This window comes from Salipiger mangrovisoli (assembly GCF_015223355.1).
GTDB lineage: Bacteria > Pseudomonadota > Alphaproteobacteria > Rhodobacterales > Rhodobacteraceae > Salipiger > Salipiger mangrovisoli.
In genome coordinates this window covers 216196-235947 of sequence record NZ_JADFFK010000005.1, presented here as the reverse complement: position 1 = coordinate 235947, position 19752 = coordinate 216196, and the positions used below count along the sequence as shown (strand labels likewise).

Here is a 19752-nt window from a genome sequence, read left to right as displayed (position 1 = left end):
GTCATCCACGGGCTCGCGGCCCGTATCCGCATGCGGCGCGCCGGGTCGTGCCGGCGCGCCGCGGAGGTCTTCGGCCGATCAGCGATAGATCAGCGTCGGCAGCCACATGGTGATGCCCGGCACGAAGGTCACCAGCAGCAGCACCAGCACCAGCGGGATCAGGAAGGGCGCGGTGCCCGAAAGCGCGCGCTCGAAGGGGATGTTGGCGACCCGGCTGAGCACATAGAGCACCATGCCCACCGGCGGCGTCAGCAGCCCCAGCATCAGGTTCAGCACCACGATCACCCCGAAATGCACCGGGTCCACGCCGATCTGCACCGCCACCGGCAGCAGCACCGGCACCAGGATTGTGATCGCCGCCACCGTCTCCATGAAGCAGCCGACGATGAGCAGGATCAGGTTGATCAGCAGCAGGATCACCACCGGGTTGTCGGACGCGCCGAGCAGCAGCGCCGCCGCCATCTCGGGCACCCGGTTCGAGGTCAGGATCCAGGCGAAGATCGAGGCCGCGCCCACCACCAGCAGCACCACGGCGGTGGTCTCGATGGTGTCGTAGCTGACGCGGATCAGGCGGCGCAGGGTCAGCGTGCGGTAGACCACCGCCCCGAGGAAGATCGCATAGGCGCAGGCGGCGACCGCGGCTTCGGTCGGGGTGAAGGCACCGGTGAGGATGCCGCCGACGATGATCACCGGGGTCAGCAGCGACAGGAAGGCGCGTTTGAAGCTGTGGCCAAGCACCCGCAGCACGAAGGGCTGGTCGCGCTTGAAGCCGTCGCGGCGGGCGAAATAGGCCACCATGAGCATCAGCGCCACGGCCATGACGAGCCCGGGGATGAACCCCGCGGCGAAGAGCTGGCCGATCGAGGCGCTGGCGACCACTCCGTAGATCACCATCGGCAGCGAAGGCGGGATGATCGGGCCGATGGTCGACGATGCCGCGGTGATGCCGACGGCGAAGTCGGTCTTGTAGCCCGCGTCGCGCATCGCCTTGATCTCGATGGCGCCGAGCCCGCCCGCGTCGGCCACGGCCGCGCCGGACATGCCCGCGAAGATCACCGAGGCGCCGACGTTCACATGACCGAGCCCGCCGCGCATCCAGCCGACGAGGGCGAGGGCGAAGTTGAAGATCCGCTCGGTGATCCCGGCAGTGTTCATCAGGTTGCCCGCGAGAATGAAGAACGGCACGGCGAGCAGCGGGAAGCTGTCGACGCCGTTCACCATGCGGTGCGCCACCACCATCGGCGGCACGGTGCCCGACAGGATGAAGGCCAGCGAGGCTCCGGCCAGCGCGATCGCCACCGGCACGCCCACGAGGATGAGCACGAAAAGCAGCACGAAGAGAAGCGTGAGTGTCATGTCCGGATCCTAGTCGATGGCGCGGGTTTCATCCGCGAAGGCTTCGGGATCGATGAGCCGGCTGGTGCCGCTGGTCAGATGCTTGATCGCGTTGATCGCGGCATGGATCGCCATGCCGGCAAAGCAGACGGCGACGAACCAGTAGACATAGGATTTCGGCACGTCGATCGAGACCATCATGCCGCCGGTGCGCGTGGCAAGCTGTCCCGAGAGCCAGGCGAGCGTGGCAAAGAAGCCGGTTGTGATGAGGTCGATCACGGTTTGCATGATCCGGCGCAGCGGGCGCGGTGCCCAGCGGTAGAGGAATTCCACCGCGATGTGGCTGTGCTTGCGCGCCGCCATGACCGATCCGGCGAAGGTGACACCGATCAGCAGGTAGCGCGCGATCTCCTCGGTCCAGCCGAAGGAGTCGTTGAGCACGTAGCGGGTGAAGAATTGCAGGAAGACCACGAAGGCCAGCACCCAGAACAGGGCCAGTACCAGGTAGTCCTGCGGGCGGATGTCGGAAAGATCGATCTCCTGCGTGTCCTCGTCGGAGATGTCGAGCGTGTAGTCCTCGGGGCGGGACTCGGTGCCGGTCTTACGCGGCTCGGTATCGTCATACATGGGGGCGCCTCACGTGAGCGTCGGGTGGCCGGGGACGCAACTTCCGTCCCCGGCGCGCGACAGGTCGGGCTTATTGGCCGATGGCCTGAAGCCGGTCGTAGGTTGCCTGGTCCCAGGTCGCCATGTCGCCGTTGTGCATCGCCTTCACCGCCTCGATGAACGGGCCGCGATCAACCTCGTTGACGGTCACGCCCTCGTCGACGAACCACTGCTTGAGGTTGTTCTCGGCCTCGATCACCTGCTCGGTGGCGCAGGTGGCCGTGTCGTCCAGAACCTGCTCGAGCGCCGCCTGGTCCTCTTCCGAGAGGCTGGTCCAGGTCGGCCCGCCGACGATGGTCAGCAGCGCGTCGGTGATGTGGCCGGTGAGGTTGATGTTGGACTGCACCTCGTAGAACTTCTTGGCCTGGATGGTCGGCAGCGGGTTTTCCTGCGCGTCCACCGTGCCCTGCTGCAGCGCGAGGTAGACCTCGGCGAAGGCGATCGGCGTCGGGTTGGCGCCGGTGGCTTTCGGGAACATCATGTAGAGCGGCGCGTTCGGCACGCGGATCTTCAGCCCGTCCATGTCGGCGGGGGTGAGGATCGGCTTGTTCGAGGTCACGTGGCGCTGCCCGTAGTAGGTGAGCGAGGTCACGTGGTTGCCGGTGGCATCGGCGTAGCCCTGCGTCAGCTCGTCGAAGAGATCCGAGGTGCGGTAGGCATCCCAATGCGCGTAGTCGCGGAACATGAAGGGTGCGCCGCCGATGGCCAGCGGGCCGTAGTAGCGCCCGGCAAAAAGCTGTCCGGTGTAGATGATGTCGACGGTGCCGAGGCTCAGGCCCTCGTTGATGTCCGACTCCTTGCCCAGGGTCGAGGCCGGGAAGACCTCGATGCCAAGGCGGTTGTCGGTCGCCGTCATCAGCGCGTCATTCGCCGCCACCGCGCAGGTGTGATAGGGCTCGGCGGTCTCGTACACATGCGCGAACTTCAGCACCCGCTCGGCCTGCGCCGCCGCGGGCAGCGCGCCCCCGAGCGCCACCGCAGCGGTGGTCAGGAATGCCAGTGTCTTGGTGATCCGGGTCATTTGGTTCTCCTCCCTAAATTCCCAAAGTTGGACCTTTTCAGCCGCCCACCACCTCCAATGGCGGGATGCCGTTCTCTTCGGCGAAGCGCTCCAGCGCCTCGACGGCCGTCTGGTCGAGCGTCATGCCCTGCACCAAGCGGCGCTTGCCTTCCGCCCATTCCCGGTCACCGGCGGCCATGACCTCTGCGCCCTGCGCGGTGGTCGAGCTGCGGATGGCGTCGCGGTAGCGGCGGATCGTTCCGGTAAAGACCTCGAGCCCGGCAAACCCCGCCGGATCGAAGGCCATGACGAAGGCACCCAGCCCGCGCGGCGTGGCCATGTCGTCGGAAATCATGCCGGGCAGCTCGAAACTGAGCGGCGCGCCCGACAATGCGGTGCTGAGGATCTCGGAGATCCCCGCCAGCCCCGCACCCTTGTAACCGAACTCGCCGCCAAGCGGCGCGAGCATCTCGGCCAGCTCGGGATCGGTGACATTCTCGCCCAGCCCGTTCGAGGCGGTGTCGGCGGGCAGCTCGATGCCGAGCGCCCGGCTCAACTGCACCTTGTTGAAGGGAATGGCGCTGGTCGCCATGTCGAAGAGCCAGGGGTCCTGTCCCGGACCAGCGGGACCGGCCATCGCGATCGGGTTGGTTCCGTGGAACTTCGCGGCACCGCCATGCAGACGCACGAAACTGTCGGAATTGCAGAAGCAGAAGCCGAGCAGACCCGCCTCGGCGATCGCACGGGCATAGGCCCCGGCCGCGCCGAAATGCGAGCTGGCGCGGATGGCCACCGCCGCCGAGCCATTGGCGCGGGCAAGCGAGATGGCCTTGTCCACCGCGGCATAGGTGGCGCGGGCCCCATGGGCATCCCCGCCGTCGAGCAGCGCGGCACCGGCGCTCTCGGTCACGAAACGCAGCTCAGGGGCCGGGTTGAGCCGGCCTTTCACGAAACCCTCGAGGTAATGCGGCAGCAGCCGGTAGCCGTGCGTGTCCACCCCCAACGACGAGGCATGGCTCAGCGCCCGGATCACCGCGGCACGGGTCGCGGCATCGCAGCCCGCGGCCGCCATCGCCCTGTCTGCGAAACGCTCCATCTCGGCCTGCATGACCCGCGCGGGCGGGCGCGGCGCGGTGCTCGCCGCGCGATCCTGGGCCAGGTAGTTCTGCGTGGTGTCCTGGATGTGACTGCGCATCACGGCTTCGGCGGCCCCGATCTCGCCGACGGCGATCAGCTCGGTAAGCTGCTGGTGCTCGGCCAGTGACCGGGCGTTCAGAGCATGTTCGCGGCTCAGCCGATTGCGCAGCGCCTGGATGCGGAAGGACAGCATGTGATGCGTCTTTTCCAGGTAGACGTTGCCGCATTCCGCGAAGATCGCGTGGTGAAAGGCATTGTCCAGCAGCTTGTAGCTGTCGCCATTCGGCGCTTTGAGCGCCGCTTCCATCTGCGTGGTGATCTCGCGCAGGCGTTTGGCAAGCGGCAGGGCGTTGCGGGCCACGGCAAGGCGCAGCGCCTCGGTTTCGAGCATCTCGCGCAATTCGCCGAGGCTGCGAATATCGTCCTGGGACATCTCGAAGACCCGGGGGCTGCGGTTCGGCCGGGTGGTGATCATGCCCTCGCACTCGAGCTGCACCAGCGCTTCGCGCACCGGGATCTTGGACATGCCAAGGCTGGCCGCCAGTTCGGACTCGCGCAGCGCAGAGCCCATCGGCAGATCGCCGGTGATGATCTGTTCACGGATTGCATCGCGGGCGCGGTCGGACAGCTTTGGCGCGCTCTCACGCAGGGTCGGTGAGTCCAAGGTGTTTCTCCTCCAGATGACGCCACGGTATATGGTATACCAAAGGCCGGTCAACTGTGATCTTACCGTCGCGGGGACCGAGGTGCGCCGCCTTCGCGCGATGGACTGGAAGATGTGGGGACCTGGTGCCACCGGCTTCCTTTCGGCGCGGAGCCCGGCGGATAAGGCCCGGAAAACCGGGTGTGTAGGCGCTGAGGATGCGGGGCAGGTCGCCTCGGAAGCGGTTCAGGACGCCAAGGATCGGCGAGGCCCCAACACGACAGGCGCGGCAAGGGACGGTGTCGGGAGCGCTTCGGCAAAGAAAAGTTAGGTGCCGCGGGACAAGACCGTCTCCGCCGCCGGTCCGCGCGCGAGCGAGATTGCCCGTGCCGCAGCGCATCAGAGCGCTACGCTCTTGATCGGTCGTGTCTCAACGGAGAGGGGGCGATCCGGCTGGCGGCCAGCACGCCCCGGCGCTTGGCCGCGTGAAAATCGGCCGCGAGCGCCGGCGCCGCGCTGCTCGACGGCAGGCATGGCCATGCCGCCGCGCCTTGCCGCGCGGCGTGGGATCAGCTTTCGGTCCCGGACGCGATCCGTCGACCGTGCGCAACGCGCTTCGGCGTGTGATCCTGTATCTTGCTGTCTTGTCAGTCGCGCGGTGCAAGGTCCTGCAAGGGCGAAGAAGCAGCCGCTCTGCGGATGGAAAAGGTTGGCAGGTGACAGGCGGGCGCGGGTTCAAATGTCCGCACGTCGCGCCAGCCTTTCCCCTTTATAGCACCGGGCGTTTGAAGGTGGTCGTGACGGTTCAGGCGCGCCGACGCTGGCGCGCAAAACCGAGTGCCCCCAGGCCGCCGAGCAGCAGCAGGCCGCCGCCCGGAAGGGGGACCGGAGCCAGCGTTCCGACCATGAGCCCATCGATCCCGATGCCGTCGTTGACCAGATAGGCGCCGTTCTGGCTGTCCTTGAAGCTGGCGATCACGATCTGTGCCTTGGTCACCATTTCGCCGAAGGTGACGGTCACTGACTGGATGTTGCCGTTCGGCAGGGTGGGATTGAGCAGCGCGCCGCCGAACAGATTGTTATTGTATGCATATTGGACTTCAGTGGCCGAGACCTGCCCATCCGCGGCACTGCCGTCAATGGCGTCGAGCGTGGTGCTTCCGCTGATCACCGTGACATAGGCTCCGACATCGGTGGCATCCTGCATGGTGAAACTCAGCGCATTGAATTCGGTGCCCCCCAGGAAAACGTCCCAGACAATGCCGAATGTGTCATTGCTGTCGAGCCAGCTGTCACCATCGGAAGGTGCGATATTCTGTCGGCCAAAGACCGGCGATCCGGACCCGATGCAAAGCGTGGTGCCATTCGGACAGGGCAACGCGCCGACGGCGCTGCCCGAACCGACCCCGCCAATGGTTTGGAAGCTGCCCACGGCAAAGGAGTCGCTTGCGTCGATGACGGGTCCACCGGCGACGTTCTCGAACCCTTCGAACAGATACCCCGGAGCGTAGTCGACGCCGGGATAGGTCAGGGCGTCATAGGATGAAATCGAAACCGCTGTCACCGCGGATGCCGTCGTCGCGAAGGCTGCACAGGACAGGATCGTCGTCATTGCGGTGTAAAGACGTCTCATTTCGACCTCACTGGTAAAACTCGCGGGCACAGGAGCGCCGCATCATTTCCATCTGGTGAAGCCTATCGATCCAGGACCATTTCGGGTGGCTGGCACGGCTCCAGCAATCGGGTAAGGATCGTCTTTCCAGAAATTGGTGAACAAATCGTTTCTCTGAGCGTGGCGCTGACAGTGTTCCGGGGCGAACGCTCGGAGCGCGATGCAGGTGAAGTTCTTGATGGGCAACACTTCCGGACCGCCGACGTGCCTCGGCCGGGCCTGCACGGTGGCAGTGTCGATCTGCGCAGCGGGCAACGGCAAGCCGGCGGCGAGGGGGGCCGCGGGCGTGCAAATCACCGTTCTGCGCGGTGGCGCGATCAGGCGTCCAGCAGCGCCATGAGCCGGCCCGTGTCCAGCGCCCGGCAGATGCCGTTCGCCGGGCGCGCCAGCGGCACGTCCTCGGCGGCGCAGAGCGCGTTGAGCACGGCCTCGTCCACCGCCTCGACGGCGGCCATGTAGACCGGATCAAGCAGCTCGTCGTTCAGGCAGGTCATCTGCCGCCACGGACCGGAGAGCTGTGGCAGCGGCATCTCGTTGGCGGTGGAGAAGGCGAGGAAGATGTCGCCCGAGTTGTTTCCGCCGGGCGTGCCGGCGCGGCCGATGCCGATGGCGGCGCGGCGCGACAGGCGTTCGAGCTGGCTCGGCGACAAGGGTAGGTCGGTTGCAAGGATCACGATGATCGAGCCGCGCTCGGTCACCATGTCCATGATCCGGTGCTCGGTCATCTGCGCGCCGACGTGGCGCCCGGCGACGGTCAGCCAGGGCCGCAGCCCGTGGTTGGCCTGCACCAGCGCGCCGAGCGTGAAGACCTGGCCGTCCACCTCGATCCGCCGCGAGGCGGTGCCGGTCCCGCCCTTGTATTCGTAGCAGATCATCCCCGCGCCGCCGCCCGAATTGCCCTCGGTCACCGGGCCTGGTTTCGCTGCATCCAGCGCCTGACGCGCCAGCGCCTCGGTCACATGCAGCCCGTTGATGTCGTTGAGCACGCCGTCGTAGGTCTCGGCCACCACCGGCATCGCCCAGAGGTGGTTGTCCTCCCAGGTGGCGCCATAGGTCTCGACCATCCAGCGCACCGCCGCGGTGTGGCAGGGGCCGATGGCGTGGGAGTTGGAGATCATGATCGGCCCGGCCAGCCAGCCGCCGTCACGCACCCAATGCGCGCCGGTCATCTCGCCGTTGCCGTTGAGGCTGAACTGCCCGGCCCAGACCGGCTTCGGCTCGGGATCGCGGCCGCGCGGCAGGATCGCCGTGACGCCGGTCTGCACCTGGATGCCGCGGGTGGCCAGCGCCGGATCCCGCGAGGACAGCAGCTCGGTGGTGCCGACCTCGATGCCCGGCACGTCGGTGATGGCGTTCAGCGGTCCGGGGGTGCCGGGCAGGGGGATGCCCAGCTCGCGGGCGCGGGGCTTGGTGTTGCAGGTCATTTCTGTCGTCTCGATCTGAAGTAGAGGCCGGCGGCGGCGATCACCAGGGTGAAGAGCAGCATCAGCGTCGCGATGGCGTTGATCTCTGGCTTGATGCCGCGGCGGAGCAGGCCCCAGATGTGGATGGGCAGCGTGGTGTTGCCGGTGCCGGCGATGAAATAGGTGATGACGAGGTCGTCCATCGAGATGATGAAGGCCAGCAGCCAGCCGCCCAGAATGCCCGGCGCGATGCCCGGAAGGGTCACCTTGCGGAAGGTCTGCGCCGGGGTGGCGCCAAGGTCGGCCGAGGCCTCCTCGACAGAGGTATCGACCTCGGCGAGACGGGCGGAGACGGTCACGAAGACGTAGGAGATCAGGAAGGTCGACTGGCCGATGATGATGGTCAGCATCGACAGGTTCATGCCGATGGTGATGAAGAAGATCAGCAGCGCGATCCCCAGCACGATGTCGGGCATGATCATCGGCAGCATCATCAGCGTGCGGTAGAAGCGTGCCAGCCGGAAGCGGTAGCGCGCCACGGCCAGAGCCAGCGCGGTGCCGCAGACCGTCGAGAACACCGAGGTCGAGAGCGCGACGATCAGGCTGGTGCGCACCGCGCCCCAGAGCTGGTCGGTGCTGTCGACGAAGGTGGCGCTTTGCGTCAGCGAGGTCTCCATGCCGAAGAGCTGGCGGTACCAGTCCAGCGTGAAGCCGTCCCAGATCATCATGTTCAGCGTGTTGGCGTTGAAAGAGTAGATCACCACCAGCAGGATCGGCGCGTAGACGAAGACGAAGAAGAGCAGCCCGTAGAGGCTCAGCAGGCGGCGCAGGATCATGACTGTGCCTCCTTCTTGGCGAGCCGGAACTGCGCGATCAGCAGGATCAGCACGGCGCTCATCACCAGCATCGCCAGCGCCGAGCCGAAGGGCCAGTTGCGCGCCGAGAGGAACTGCTGCTCGATCAGGTTGCCGATCATCAGCACCTTCGCCCCGCCCAGCACCGAGGGCACGATGAAGTTGCCAAGCGCGGGGATGAAGGTGATGACCGAGCCGCCGACGATGCCGGGCAGGGTGGCGGGCAGGATCACCTTTCGGAAGGTCTGGAAGCGGGTGGCGCCGAGGTCGGAAGAGGCCTCGATCTGCGCCATGTCGAGCTTCTCGATCGAGCCGTAAAGCGGCAGGAACATGAAGGGGATGAAGACGTAGGTCATGCCGAGGATCACCGCGAAATCGGTGTAGAGGAACTCGATCGGCGCGCCGGTCAGCCCCAGCCCCATGAGCCCCTGGTTGAGGAATCCCGTGGGCCGCAGGATCAGCACCCAGGCGAAGAGCCGGACGATCAGGCTGACGAAGAACGGCAGGGTCACGAGGAAGATCGCGAAATCGCGCAGTCCGGGGCGCATCCGGCTGATCCAGAAGGCGGCGGGGTAGCAGACAGCCAGGCTCGACACCACGGTCAGCGCCGCCAGCTTCAGCGAGCGCAGGAAGATGGCGATATAGACCGGGTCGAATTTCTCGTAGCGCGTGTCGGCCCAGCCAAGGATGCGGCCGTAGTTGAGATGCGAGAAGATCCAGTCGACCCCGCCGTAGAGCCCCGGCGTCAGCAGGCTGTAGACCAGCATGATCAGCAGCGGGCCGAAGAAGAAGATCAGCAGGAAGACCGTCGGCGCACCGAGCAGGCCGACCAGTTGCAGCAGCTTGCGGCGGGCGAGGGTCATGGCAGGGTCTCGTCGATCAGGTGCAGCCCCTGGGCGGGGGCGTGCAGCGTCATCTCGGAGCCGAGGCCGGGCAGGGCAGCGCCGCTGCGCAGCAGCGCGTGCAGCGTGCCATGGGCGGGGGTCTCCAGCGTGATCTGGTGGTCGGTGCCGGTGTAATAGGTTTCACGCAGGGTGCCGGTGAAACTGAGCGCATGGCCCTCGGGCGGCGTGATCGACAGCGCCTCGGGGCGCAGCAGCAGCGTCGCCGCGCCGGTGGCGTGGGCGGCGGCGAAGCTCTGGCCGTCCGTCAGGCAGGCCCTGCCGCCGGTCACCGACACGGGCAGCAAGTTGCTCTCGCCAAGAAAGTCGGCGGTGAAGAGGTTGGCGGGGGTCTGGTAAAGCTCGGTCGGCGCGCCGATCTGCTGGATCTGCCCATGCGCCAGCACGGCGATCCGGTCGGACATGGTCAGCGCCTCTTCCTGGTCGTGGGTGACGAAGATGAAGCCGATGCCGAGCTCGCGCTGCAGCGCCTTCAATTCCTGCTGCATCTTCTGGCGCAGGTTCTTGTCGAGCGCCGAAAGCGGCTCGTCGAGCAGCAGCAGCTTGGGTTTCGCGGCAAGCGCCCGCGCCAGCGCGACGCGCTGCTGCTGGCCGCCGGACAGCTGCTGGATCGCGCGCTGCTCCATCCCCGCGAGACCGACCAGTTCCAGCATCTCGCCGACGCGGGCGCGGATCTCGCGCTTGTCGCGGCCCGCGATCTCGAGCGCGTAGCCGACGTTGCGCGCCACGCTCATGTGGCCAAAGAGCGCGTAGCGCTGGAACACGGTGTTCACCGGGCGGCGGTGCGCCGGCATCTGGGTGACGGCGGCGCCGTCGATCAGCACCTCGCCCGCGTCCAGCGTCTCGAAGCCGCTGATGGTGCGCAGCAGCGTGGTCTTGCCGCAGCCCGAGGGGCCGAGCAGCGTGACGAACTCGGCGCTGGCAAGCTTCAGCGAGATGCCGTCGAGCGCGGTCATTGTCCCGCCCTCCGGGGTCCGGAAGGATTTGCGGGCGTCGATGATTTCTAGGGGCGAGGGCATGGGCGTGTGGTCCTGCATACCGGCGGGGAAGACCCCCGCCGGAAACGTGTCAAAGGGCATCATTGCGCGGTCTTGATGCGCGTCCACTCGGAGTTGTAGAGCTGCAGGTCGCGGCCCAGGTCCTCGAAGATCTGAAGCTTCTCCATCACCGCTTCCGGCGGGTAGATCGTTTCGTTCGACGACAGTTCGACCGGGATCAGCTTCTGGGCGGGCAGGTTCGGCGTGCCGTTCATCTGCTGCTCGACGTTCAGCGCGGCGATCTCTGGGCGCAGGTAGAACTCGAGAAACTTCTTCGCCGCGTCCTTGTTCGGCGCAGAGGCCAGCACGCAGATGTCCTCCTGGTACATGGTCGCGCCTTCCTCGGGGATCATGTAGCCGATGGTCTCGGGGTTCTCCGAGACATAGAGGTTTGCCCCCACGTACCAATGCGCTGCCGCCACGTCGCCCGAGATCACCTGCGGCACCGAGTCGTAGGTGAAGGCGGTGACCCCGGCGATGTGATCGATGATGTAGTCCGCCGCCGCCGTGACCTCGTCCGGGTCGGTCGAGTTCACCGAGTTGCCGGTCTTGATCAGCCCGATGCCGATGGTCTCGCGCAGGTCGTCGAGCAGGGTGATCTTGTTGCCCGCCGCGCCAAGCGCGAAGAAGTCGTCCCAGCTCTTGATGTCGCCCGCCAGCGCCTTGTTGTAGACGATGCCGACGTTGCCCCAGGCGTAGGGCAGGCAGTACTCGGCGTCGGGGTCGGTCTTGGCGCGGACGAACTGCGGGTCGATGTTCTGGAAGTCCGGCGCCTGGCCGATGTCGGTCTTCGCCAGCAGGCCAAGCTGGAACATGATGTCGTGCATGTGCACCGAGGGAAAGACGATGTCGTAGCCCGTGGCGCCGGCCTGGATCTTCGCCAGCATCTCCTCGTTCGAGCCGTAGCTGTCGAGCGTGATCTCGATGCCGGTCTCCTTGGTGAAGGCCTCGAGCACGGCGGGGTTGATGTAGTCGCCCCAGTTGTAGAGCGAGAGCGTCTCGGCTGACACGGTCAGCGGTGCGAAGACGAGCGCCGTGGTTGCGGCAAGATGCATCTTTTTCATGTTTTCTGTGACTCCCTGTCAGGCTGTTTTCGGTTTCGCCTTGAGTCGTCAAAATGGTTCGATACTGTCTTTTTCGTCAAATGTTAGTTTTCTGTCATTGGGAGAACCGCCATGTCACACGGCTTTGCGTCCTATGCCGAGGCGCCGATCGATGATTTTGTGAGCAGAGTCGAAGAGGGAATGGCCGCGCTGCCCAAGCAGGAGGCAAAGGTCGCGCAGTACTTTCTTCTGAACCTCAACTCGATCTCCTTCGAGACCGGCAAGTCCATCGCGCAGAAGGCGGGGGTGGCCGAGATCACCGTCGGCCGGATGCTGCGCCGTTTCGGCTGTGCCGGGATGAAGGAGTTCAAGGCGATGCTGCGGCACCGCTACTCGGTCACCGGAGAAAGCCTTGCCGGGGACACCGCCGAGCTGCCGGGCGACTGGCAGGAGCAGATGAACGCCGAGTTGCGCGCGGTCAGCACGGTCTACGCCAAGATCAACACGCCCGCCTTTCAGGCCGCGGAGCGCTATCTCGGCGAGGCCGAGGAGGTCTATGTCACCGGCTTCCAGACCGTGCGCGGGCTGGGCGAGGACACGGCGCGGCGACTGGCGCTGGCGCGCCCCCGCGTGCGCTTCCTGTCGGGGCATGACAGCATGCTCTCGGAATGGCTCGACCCGCCGGCACCGGGCGGCAGTTGCCTGCTGATCATCGATGTCATCCCCTATGCCGCTGAAAGCGAAACGCTGGCGCGCATGGCGCGCGAGCAGGGCCGCTCGGTGGTGGTGGTCACCGACGAGTATTGCCACTGGGCGCATGAGGTGACCGACGCGGTGATCAACACGCCGTCGAAGACCGGCCTGTTCCTTGAATCGCTGCTTGGCCTCACCGCGGCGACCAGCCTGCTGATCCACGCCACGGCCCATGGTTCGGGTCGCGACATGGATGCGCGGATGCGCGACTGGAAGCGGCTGGCGCAGCGCATCGGGATATTCTGAGCCGTCGCCGCGCGCCGCGGATCAATCGTGCCAGCGGCAGCACGACCCCTGCGCGCCGACCGCTTGCGGGGCGCTGCGCAGCTTGGGGGGTGTCTCGGACAGGGTGAAGCCAGCCAGCGGAACTCTCAGCCCTTGGGCCTGTGCTCCCCAGCCTTCGTTCGTGGCCAGCACGCCGCGCGCCGCGATCTGCGGGTCGGCCAGGGCCTCTTCCAGCCGCCGCACCCGCGCGGCGGGGATGCGGGCGGCGAGCAGGCGCTCCTCCCACGCGGCGGCGGGGCGGGTGGCGAAGATCTCGGCCAGCAGCGCCTTTTCCCGGGCATGCGCCGCGATCCGGGCGTTGTTCTCGCTCTGGATCATCTCGGGATGGCCGAGCAGACGCCACAGCCGCTCCTGCTGCCCAAGGTTCGAGGCGGCGATCATCAGCGGCTCGTCCGCCGTGTCGTAGCAGCCGAGCGTGGCGAAGAAGAAATCGTTGCCCGCAGGCTGCGGATGCGCGCCGTTCCACAGGTAGCCGGTGAGCGGCGCGCTCATCAGCATCAGCGCCACGTCGAGCATCGAGACGTCCACGTGCTGGCCGCGCCCGGTTCGCGCGCGGTGCAGAAGCGCGGCGGTGATGGCGAAGGCGGCGGTGGTGCCGGTGGCATAGTCGATCACCGGCGCGCCGCATCTGAGCGGGCCGCTGTCCCCGGTGCCGGTCATCGCCATCATGCCGCAGAAGGCCTGGATGACGTTGTCGTAGCCGGTCTGCGCGCGGCGCGGCCCGGTGGCACCGAAGGCCGAGATCGAGCAGTAGACCAGCCCCGGATTGCGCGCGGAGAGTGCGTCGTATCCTAGCCCAAGCGCCTCGAAAGCGCCGGGGCGGTAGTTCTCGACAAAGACGTCGGCCCCCTCGACGAGCGCCAGAAGTGCGTCGCGTCCTTCCGGTGTTTTCAGGTCCAGCGCCATGCAGCGCTTGTTGGACCCCTGCGCCAGAAAGGCCGTGCCCATAGCGGCATCGGTCAGCGCCGGGTCGCTGCCCTGCATGCGGGCCTGATCGGGATCGTTCGGATCCTCGATCTTGATGACATCCGCGCCCAGGACGCCAAGCTGGTAGGCCGCGAAGGGGCCTGCCAGCACGTGGGTGGTGTCGATCACCCGCAGCCGTTCGAGCGCGCCGCCCATCAGTCGCAGCGCACCGACATGCCGCCGTCGACGACGATCTCGGTGCCGGTGATGAAGCGCGCCTCGTCCGAGGCGAGAAAGAGCGCCGCGTTCGCCGTGTCGCGCCCGTCGCCCATCCAGCCCATCGGGATCCGCGCCAGCCGCTGCGCCAGCAGCGCGTCGACGTCGCCGCCCGCGCGCTGGCCCGCCAGCCGCGCCTCGACCATCGGCGTGTGCAGCTGCCCCGGCACCACGGTGTTCACCCGCACGCCCTTGGCCGCGTATTCGACCGCGGTGACCTTGCCGAACTGGATCACCGCCGCCTTCGACGAGGCGTAGGCGACCTGCGCCGCGCCGGTCCAGCGGGTGCCCGAGGTCGAGGAGGTGTTGACGATCGCACCCGAGCCCTGCGTCTCCATGTGGGGCAGCACCGACTTGCAGGTCAGGAAGACGGACTTCAGGTTGAAGTCCATCTGCCGGTCCCAGTCTTCCTCGGACAGCTGCGCCGCGCCGCCCTTGAACGAGCCGCCGACGTTGTTGACCAGAATGTCGACCCTGCCGAAGCGCGCGAGACAGGCCGCCACCATGGCCTCGACGCTGGCGCGGTCGGTCACGTCGCAGAGGTAGGGTTCCACCTCGCCGCCCGCGTCGCGGGTGCGGGTCAGGGTCTCTTCCATCGTGTCGACGCGCAGGTCGACCGCGAAGATCTTCGCGCCTTCCTCGGCGAAGCGGACGCAGGCGGCGCGGCCATTGCCCCAGCCCGGACCGACGCAACCCGCGCCGGTGATGATGGCGACCTTGCCTTCGAGACGCCGGGTCATGCGTTGTCTCCGAAATCGTAAAGCCGCGCCGGGTTGTCCACGAGCAGGCGCTGAAGCGCGTCTTCGGTGGGGGCAATCACCTTCAGCGTATCGACCAGAATTCCGTCATCCGGCGGCGCGGCGCGGAAGTTCGGATGCGGCCAGTCGGTGCCCCAGATGGTGCGCTCGGGGTAGAGGTCGACCAGCTTCGCGGCAAAGGGCGTGGCGTCGGCATAGGGCGGCTCCTGCACGGAGCAGCGCTCGGAGCCCGAAACCTTGAGCCAGACGTGGTCCTTCTCGCCCAGCCGGATCAGCTCCTGAAACGGTGCCTGATCCATCCCGAGGCTGGCGTCGATCCGGCCCATGTGGTCGATCACCACCGGGCAGGGCAGCTCGGCGAGCACCGGCGCAAGTTCGGCGATGAGCTTGGCCTCCATGTGGATCAGCAGCTGCCAGCCGTGCCGTGCGAGCCGCGGCGCGAGCGCGCGCAGCTGGTCGTGGGTGGCGCCGGGGGCAAGGTGGGACATGTAGTTGAAGCGCACACCGCGGAATCCCTGCGTGTGCAACTCGGTGATCCGCGCGTCCGGGATGTCCGGCGGGGCCAGCGCGATGCCGAGGTAGCGGCCCGGGCGCGCAGCGATGGCATCGGCGACCACCGAGTTGTCATGCCCGTGGCAGCCGGACTGCACGATCACGCAGCGGTCGACGCCCAGCATGTCATGCAGCGCGAAAAGCTCTTCCTTGGGCGCGTCGCCGGGCTTGAAGCCGCTCTCGGGCGCGTAGGGGAAACGCGAAGTCGGGCCGAAGACATGCACGTGACAGTCGGTGGCCCCCTTGGGCAGGGTCAGCGTGGGCGCGCTGCGGTCCGGGTTCCAGGTGATGGGGGCGTCGTTCATGTCAGCTCCTTCGGCGCGTCCTGAGGCGGGGAGATGCGGAACACGTTGAGCGTGGCGGAGATCAGCGTGTAGTAGCCGATCACCGCCACCAGATCGACGAGCCGCTGGGTGCCCAGCACCGCCTCGGCCTCGGCGTAAAGCGCATCGGGCACGGCGTTGGTGGTCAGCACGGAGACGGCGACCTGATGGGTCACGCGCTCTTCGTCATCGGCGTAGGGCGGCTCGGTTCCGGTGCGCAGCGCCTCGACCAACTCGGGTGCGAGGCCCGCCTTCAGCGCCGGCGGCTTGTGCGCGAACCACTCGTATTCGGCGCTCCAGTGACGGGCCATGGTGAGGATCGCCAGTTCACTCAGTCTCGGCTCGAGTGCGCTGTCATAGCGGCAGTACCGCCCCAGTTCCTGCGCCTTGGCGGCAAGTTCCGGGCGGTGCAGCCAGACCGCCAGCGGGCCGCGCACGCCGCCGCGCGGCCCGGAGGCGATGGCCTCGTGGATCTCGCGCTGGCGGGCGGTGTAGGTCTTGGGGTCCGGGGCGGCGAGGCGCTGTTTGGGCCAGTCGGTCATGTCGGGGCCTCCGTGGCCTTGAAGGCGGGTTCGGCGGACGCGAAGCGGTCGAGCCAGGTTGCAAGTTCCGGCCAGCGGTCGCGCCAGGTGACGGGCGCGCGCCAGTCGAGATAGCCGAGTGTGCAGGCCAGCGAGATCGCCGCCGCGTCGGTGCGGGCCGGGTCCGGGGGCTGGGCGGCGAGCGCCGAAAGGCCGCGCTCGACCTTGCCGCGCTGGTGGGCCAGCCACTCCTCCGAGATCTTCTCCGCCCCGCGGAAACGGCCCTCGTAGACCATCAACAGCGCCGCATCGGTCACCCCGTCCGCGAGGCAGGCCTGCGTCAGGCAGTGAAACCGTTCGCGGCCTTCACGCGGGAGGATGCCGCGCCCCTCGGCGAGCGTGTCGAGGAACTCGAGGATCACCCGGCTGTCGTAGAGTGTCTCGCCGTCGGTCATCAGGCAGGGCATCTTGCCCAGCGGGTTCTGCGCGCGCAGGTCGTCCGAGGGATCGCGGGTGTCGGCGGGGACCAGTTCGATCCGCTCCGAGAGCCCCAGCACCTGCGCCGCCATGCGCACCTTGCGGCCGTAGGGAGAGGTCAGCGTCGTGCGCAGGATCGCCCGGCCGCCGTCCCCCGCGCCGCAGAGCGCGAGGGGTTTGTCGAGGGTCATGCTCATAGCATCGTCTCCGGCAGGAAGAGGGCGATCTGCGGGATCAGGCACAGCAGGATCAGCATGGCGAAGCCCGCCAGCACGAAGGGCAGCAGCCCCTTGAACACCTGCTCCAGCGTGACCCGCCCGTTCGAGGCCGATTGCACCACGAAGCAGTTGATCCCCACCGGTGGCGTCACTGCACCGATCTCGACCAGCAGCACCACGAAGATGCCGAACCAGATCGGATCGAAGCCGAGGTTCATCATCACCGGGTGGGTGATCGGCAGGGTGATGGCCAGCAGCGCGGGCGCGTCCATCATCATCCCCAGCGCGAGGTAGATCAGCGAGACCAGAAGCACGATCACCCAGCGGTTGACGTCGAGCCCGGTCAGGTAGCCGCCCACCGCGTTGGCCACGCCCGAGAGCGCGAGGAACTTCGAGAAGACCAGCGCGCAGATCAGGATGCCGAAGATCATCGCCGTGGTCTGGATGGTCTCGAGCAGCGTCTTGCGCAGCTCGACGCCGCCCAGCCCGCGGTGCCGGACGATCGCCAGCAGGAAGGTGGCGAAGGCACCGATACCGCCGGCTTCGGTCGGGGTGAAGATGCCGACATAGAGTCCCACCACGATCAGCAGGATGATCAGCACCAGCGGACCGGCCAGCCGCAACGAGGCGATCTTCTCGCGCAGGGTGAAGCTGTAGCTCTCCTGCGGCGCAAGGGACGGGTTGCGCAGCACGGTCAGCCAGATGGCGAGGCAGAGCACCAGCGCGAAGACGATGCCGGGGATGAAGCCGGCGATGAGCAGCGCGCCGATCGAGCTGTCGGTGAGGATGCCGTAGACCACCACCAGCGCCGAGGGCGGGATCATCACCGCCAAGGTGCCCGCGATGGCGATCGAGGCCGAGGCGAGGCTCTTGTCGTAGCCCCGGTCGAGCATCTGCGGCAGCGCCAGCTTGGTGAAGACCGTCGCCGTGCCCACCGACGAGCCCGAGGCCGCGCCGAAGGCCGCAGCGCCGAGCGTCGTCGAGATCGCGAGGCCGCCGCGCAGGTTGCCGAGCCACTTGGTGGTGGCTTCGAAAAGGTCCTCGCCGAGGCCTGCGCGCATGGCGAAGAAGCCCATGAGCAGGAACAGCGGGATGACCGAGAAGTGGAAGCTGTGGGTGGTGTCGAAGAAGACGGTGCCGAGGATCGCCGTCGCGGCCTTGAAGCCGACGAGCGAGGCAAGGCCGAAAGCGCCCACGAGGCCCAGCACCACCATCACGTTGATGCCCAGCAGGATGCCGCCGAACAGCGCGGCCGCACCAATCCCGCCAATCAGGAGCGAGCTCATTCCATCACCTCATCAGAGTCGTCTTTGAGAGTTCCGCCCAGCGCCACCCAGATCGCGTCGAGCAGGTACTGGATCGCCAGCAGCGCGAGGCCGAAGCAGATCGCGAATTTGATCGGCCAGATCGGGAAGCGGATCGAGCCGCGTTCGAGCTCGCCGATGGCGAAGCTCTTGGCCGCCATCAGCCAGCCCGCGTAGGCGGCCCAGGCGAAGAGCACGCAGCCCGCCAGCATCGCCAGCACCTTGGCTCCGCGTGCGAGGCCCTGCGGCAGGCGTTGGGTCAGCAACACCACCTTGATGTGGCCGCCATGCATCTGGGTCATCGCCAGCGACAGGAAGATGATCAGCGGCAGCGCGCTTTCGGTCAGCTCGAGCGTGCCGGCGACCGGCTGGTTGAAGGCGTAGCGCATCACCACGTTGGCGACGACCAGCAGCATCACCGCAAAGATCAGCACCCCGGCGGCTGTGCCGCACAGCGACAGGAATGCGCCGTAGCGGCGGCGCAGGGTTTCAAGCGTTTGCATCTTGGGAACTCTCGCGAGGGGGAGGTCCCGCGCCGGGGATAGGCTTTGGCGCGGGACCGGTCACGTCCGGGTCAGGACGGGGTGTCGAACTCGAAGTTCTTGACGATCTCGTCGGCAGGAACGCCAAGCCCGTTTGCCTTGTCGATCCACTCCTGCCGCACGTCCTTGACGCCGGCATCTTCGAGCACGCCGAGCAGCTCCTCTTTCGGGAAGGGGATCACCTCGACGCCGAGATCGCCTTTCCACAGCTCGCGCACGCGGGCGGCGTCCTCGTCCACCACGCGCGCGTATTCCACGAGGTAATCCTTGCCGAGCTGGTCCACGACGGCGCGGGTCTCGTCATCCATGCCGTTGTAGCTGTCGAGGTTCATCGCCAGCAGGTGGCCGAAGGAGGCGCCGAGCGGCACTTCGATGTAGTACTTGGCCACCTCGTCATACTTCCAGCCGCGCGCCAGCGCGGGGCCGATCGGGGTGCAGTCGATGATCGAACGCTGCAGGGCCTCGTAGGCCTCGGAGGTGGCGATCGACACGGGCGACGCGCCGAGCGCCTCGATCAGCTTGGGATAGGCAAAGCCGTAGGAGCGGATGCGCAGGCCCTTCATATCGGCGGCGCTCTTCACCGGCTTGGTGCAGAGCAGGCCGTAGTCCTCGAGCGGGCGGAAGCCGAAGGCGTGGATGTTCTGGCTTTCCAGTTCTTCGCTGAACTGCGGGTAGGTGGCGTGCATCTCTTCCATGAACTGCCCGACCTGCAGCGTGTTCATCGGCTGCGGGATGAAGAAGCCCACAGCGTTGTTGAGCGGCATCTGGTCGGGGAAGTAGGGCGTGATGATGTCGCCGAAGTCACCGACGCCAGCGGCCAGCGCCTCGGGGATCTCGCCGGTCTTGGCGACCGAGCCGCCCCAGAAGACCTCGATGCTGTGCTTGCCGCCGGTGCGTTCGGCGAACTGGTCCACCAGCCACTGCGTGGTGATCGCCTGCGCGTCCCCGGCGCCCTGCGGCTTGAAGGTGATCCACTTGAAGGTGTCGGCCTGCGCCGTGGCGGCAAGGCCGGTCACGGCCGCGAGCGCAAGCGCCGACGACCGCAGAAATGCGTTCAGAGACATGTGTCCTCCCAAGGTTGCGGGCCCTCCTCCGAGCCCGTCTGCGGCGATCCTCGGTGATCGCGAGGCATGATTCAAATACTG

The 19752-nt window shown here is 67.0% G+C and carries 19 protein-coding genes; 1 reads left to right on the top strand and 18 read right to left on the bottom strand.

Annotated elements, in window-relative coordinates:
* Window positions 1–78: 78 nt before the first annotated feature.
* The 10 genes from IQ782_RS09040 to IQ782_RS08995 form a co-directional block, all read right to left on the bottom strand.
* On the bottom strand, window positions 79–1356 hold the full coding sequence (locus IQ782_RS09040; protein WP_194134296.1) for a TRAP transporter large permease: 1278 nt from the start codon (window positions 1354–1356) through the stop codon (window positions 79–81).
* A gap of 9 nt (window positions 1357–1365) precedes the next feature.
* Complete coding sequence (locus IQ782_RS09035) at window positions 1366–1962, bottom strand: TRAP transporter small permease (RefSeq protein ID WP_194134295.1); 597 nt, start codon at window positions 1960–1962, stop codon at window positions 1366–1368.
* 70 nt (window positions 1963–2032) lie between these two features.
* Window positions 2033–3022: a sialic acid TRAP transporter substrate-binding protein SiaP gene (locus IQ782_RS09030; protein ID WP_194134294.1), complete on the bottom strand. Its 990-nt coding sequence runs from the start codon at window positions 3020–3022 to the stop codon at window positions 2033–2035.
* Between the two features lie 37 nt (window positions 3023–3059).
* Window positions 3060–4802 carry an Ldh family oxidoreductase gene (locus IQ782_RS09025; protein ID WP_240989192.1) on the bottom strand — a complete coding sequence of 581 codons (1743 nt, stop codon included), beginning with the start codon at window positions 4800–4802 and terminating at the stop codon, window positions 3060–3062.
* 784 nt (window positions 4803–5586) lie between these two features.
* Window positions 5587–6414 (bottom strand): hypothetical protein, encoded by an 828-nt coding sequence (locus tag IQ782_RS09020; protein WP_194134293.1) that lies wholly within the window; start codon window positions 6412–6414, stop codon window positions 5587–5589.
* Window positions 6415–6770: 356 nt separating this feature from the next.
* Window positions 6771–7877 carry a DmpA family aminopeptidase gene (locus IQ782_RS09015; RefSeq protein ID WP_194134292.1) on the bottom strand — a complete coding sequence of 369 codons (1107 nt, stop codon included), beginning with the start codon at window positions 7875–7877 and terminating at the stop codon, window positions 6771–6773.
* Complete coding sequence (locus IQ782_RS09010; RefSeq protein WP_194134291.1) at window positions 7874–8692, bottom strand: ABC transporter permease; 819 nt, start codon at window positions 8690–8692, stop codon at window positions 7874–7876. The genes IQ782_RS09015 and IQ782_RS09010 overlap by 4 nt, the downstream gene beginning before the upstream one ends.
* Window positions 8689–9573 carry an ABC transporter permease gene (locus IQ782_RS09005; protein WP_194134290.1) on the bottom strand — a complete coding sequence of 295 codons (885 nt, stop codon included), beginning with the start codon at window positions 9571–9573 and terminating at the stop codon, window positions 8689–8691. Before IQ782_RS09005 ends, IQ782_RS09010 begins: the two co-directional genes overlap by 4 nt.
* The gene (locus tag IQ782_RS09000) at window positions 9570–10568 is read right to left on the bottom strand and encodes an ABC transporter ATP-binding protein (RefSeq protein ID WP_420832631.1); all 999 of its coding nucleotides are present in this window, start codon (window positions 10566–10568) and stop codon (window positions 9570–9572) included. Before IQ782_RS09000 ends, IQ782_RS09005 begins: the two co-directional genes overlap by 4 nt.
* Before the next feature lie 122 nt (window positions 10569–10690).
* Entirely contained in the window at window positions 10691–11713 is a 1023-nt protein-coding gene (locus IQ782_RS08995) for an ABC transporter substrate-binding protein (protein WP_194134289.1), read from the bottom strand.
* A 111-nt stretch (window positions 11714–11824) separates the two neighbouring features.
* Between IQ782_RS08995 and IQ782_RS08990 the strand changes: the two genes are divergently transcribed.
* A complete protein-coding gene (locus tag IQ782_RS08990) occupies window positions 11825–12691 on the top strand; it encodes a MurR/RpiR family transcriptional regulator (protein ID WP_194134288.1) in 867 nt (288 codons plus the stop codon).
* Between the two features lie 21 nt (window positions 12692–12712).
* Here the strand turns inward: IQ782_RS08990 and IQ782_RS08985 are convergent, their stop codons facing one another.
* The 8 genes from IQ782_RS08985 to IQ782_RS08950 form a co-directional block, all read right to left on the bottom strand.
* Entirely contained in the window at window positions 12713–13852 is a 1140-nt protein-coding gene (locus tag IQ782_RS08985) for a CaiB/BaiF CoA transferase family protein (protein WP_194134287.1), read from the bottom strand.
* Window positions 13852–14652, bottom strand: a complete 801-nt coding sequence (locus IQ782_RS08980; protein ID WP_194134286.1) for an SDR family NAD(P)-dependent oxidoreductase — start codon at window positions 14650–14652, stop codon at window positions 13852–13854. The genes IQ782_RS08985 and IQ782_RS08980 overlap by 1 nt, the downstream gene beginning before the upstream one ends.
* Window positions 14649–15527, bottom strand: a complete 879-nt coding sequence (locus tag IQ782_RS08975) for an amidohydrolase family protein (protein ID WP_194134285.1) — start codon at window positions 15525–15527, stop codon at window positions 14649–14651. The genes IQ782_RS08980 and IQ782_RS08975 overlap by 4 nt, the downstream gene beginning before the upstream one ends.
* A complete protein-coding gene (locus IQ782_RS08970; RefSeq protein ID WP_194134284.1) occupies window positions 15524–16087 on the bottom strand; it encodes a carboxymuconolactone decarboxylase family protein in 564 nt (187 codons plus the stop codon). The genes IQ782_RS08975 and IQ782_RS08970 overlap by 4 nt, the downstream gene beginning before the upstream one ends.
* A complete protein-coding gene (locus tag IQ782_RS08965; RefSeq protein ID WP_240989190.1) occupies window positions 16084–16740 on the bottom strand; it encodes a glutathione S-transferase family protein in 657 nt (218 codons plus the stop codon). The genes IQ782_RS08970 and IQ782_RS08965 overlap by 4 nt, the downstream gene beginning before the upstream one ends.
* A complete protein-coding gene (locus IQ782_RS08960; RefSeq protein WP_194134283.1) occupies window positions 16737–18047 on the bottom strand; it encodes a TRAP transporter large permease in 1311 nt (436 codons plus the stop codon). The genes IQ782_RS08965 and IQ782_RS08960 overlap by 4 nt, the downstream gene beginning before the upstream one ends.
* On the bottom strand, window positions 18044–18568 hold the full coding sequence (locus IQ782_RS08955; RefSeq protein WP_194134282.1) for a TRAP transporter small permease subunit: 525 nt from the start codon (window positions 18566–18568) through the stop codon (window positions 18044–18046). Before IQ782_RS08955 ends, IQ782_RS08960 begins: the two co-directional genes overlap by 4 nt.
* Before the next feature lie 71 nt (window positions 18569–18639).
* Window positions 18640–19671, bottom strand: a complete 1032-nt coding sequence (locus IQ782_RS08950; protein ID WP_194134281.1) for a C4-dicarboxylate TRAP transporter substrate-binding protein — start codon at window positions 19669–19671, stop codon at window positions 18640–18642.
* Window positions 19672–19752 lie beyond the last annotated feature (81 nt).

Coding starts and splice junctions, on each gene's coding strand:
- IQ782_RS09040 (WP_194134296.1), bottom strand. CDS start 1,356: ATGACACTCACGCTTCTCTTCGTGCTGCTTTTCGTGCTCATCCTCGTG.
- IQ782_RS09035 (WP_194134295.1), bottom strand. CDS start 1,962: ATGTATGACGATACCGAGCCGCGTAAGACCGGCACCGAGTCCCGCCCC.
- IQ782_RS09030 (WP_194134294.1), bottom strand. CDS start 3,022: ATGACCCGGATCACCAAGACACTGGCATTCCTGACCACCGCTGCGGTG.
- IQ782_RS09020 (WP_194134293.1), bottom strand. CDS start 6,414: ATGAGACGTCTTTACACCGCAATGACGACGATCCTGTCCTGTGCAGCC.
- IQ782_RS09015 (WP_194134292.1), bottom strand. CDS start 7,877: ATGACCTGCAACACCAAGCCCCGCGCCCGCGAGCTGGGCATCCCCCTG.
- IQ782_RS09010 (WP_194134291.1), bottom strand. CDS start 8,692: ATGATCCTGCGCCGCCTGCTGAGCCTCTACGGGCTGCTCTTCTTCGTC.
- IQ782_RS09005 (WP_194134290.1), bottom strand. CDS start 9,573: ATGACCCTCGCCCGCCGCAAGCTGCTGCAACTGGTCGGCCTGCTCGGT.
- IQ782_RS09000 (WP_420832631.1), bottom strand. CDS start 10,568: ATGACCGCGCTCGACGGCATCTCGCTGAAGCTTGCCAGCGCCGAGTTC.
- IQ782_RS08995 (WP_194134289.1), bottom strand. CDS start 11,713: ATGAAAAAGATGCATCTTGCCGCAACCACGGCGCTCGTCTTCGCACCG.
- IQ782_RS08990 (WP_194134288.1), top strand. CDS start 11,825: ATGTCACACGGCTTTGCGTCCTATGCCGAGGCGCCGATCGATGATTTT.
- IQ782_RS08985 (WP_194134287.1), bottom strand. CDS start 13,852: ATGGGCGGCGCGCTCGAACGGCTGCGGGTGATCGACACCACCCACGTG.
- IQ782_RS08980 (WP_194134286.1), bottom strand. CDS start 14,652: ATGACCCGGCGTCTCGAAGGCAAGGTCGCCATCATCACCGGCGCGGGT.
- IQ782_RS08975 (WP_194134285.1), bottom strand. CDS start 15,527: ATGAACGACGCCCCCATCACCTGGAACCCGGACCGCAGCGCGCCCACG.
- IQ782_RS08970 (WP_194134284.1), bottom strand. CDS start 16,087: ATGACCGACTGGCCCAAACAGCGCCTCGCCGCCCCGGACCCCAAGACC.
- IQ782_RS08965 (WP_240989190.1), bottom strand. CDS start 16,740: ATGAGCATGACCCTCGACAAACCCCTCGCGCTCTGCGGCGCGGGGGAC.
- IQ782_RS08960 (WP_194134283.1), bottom strand. CDS start 18,047: ATGAGCTCGCTCCTGATTGGCGGGATTGGTGCGGCCGCGCTGTTCGGC.
- IQ782_RS08955 (WP_194134282.1), bottom strand. CDS start 18,568: ATGCAAACGCTTGAAACCCTGCGCCGCCGCTACGGCGCATTCCTGTCG.
- IQ782_RS08950 (WP_194134281.1), bottom strand. CDS start 19,671: ATGTCTCTGAACGCATTTCTGCGGTCGTCGGCGCTTGCGCTCGCGGCC.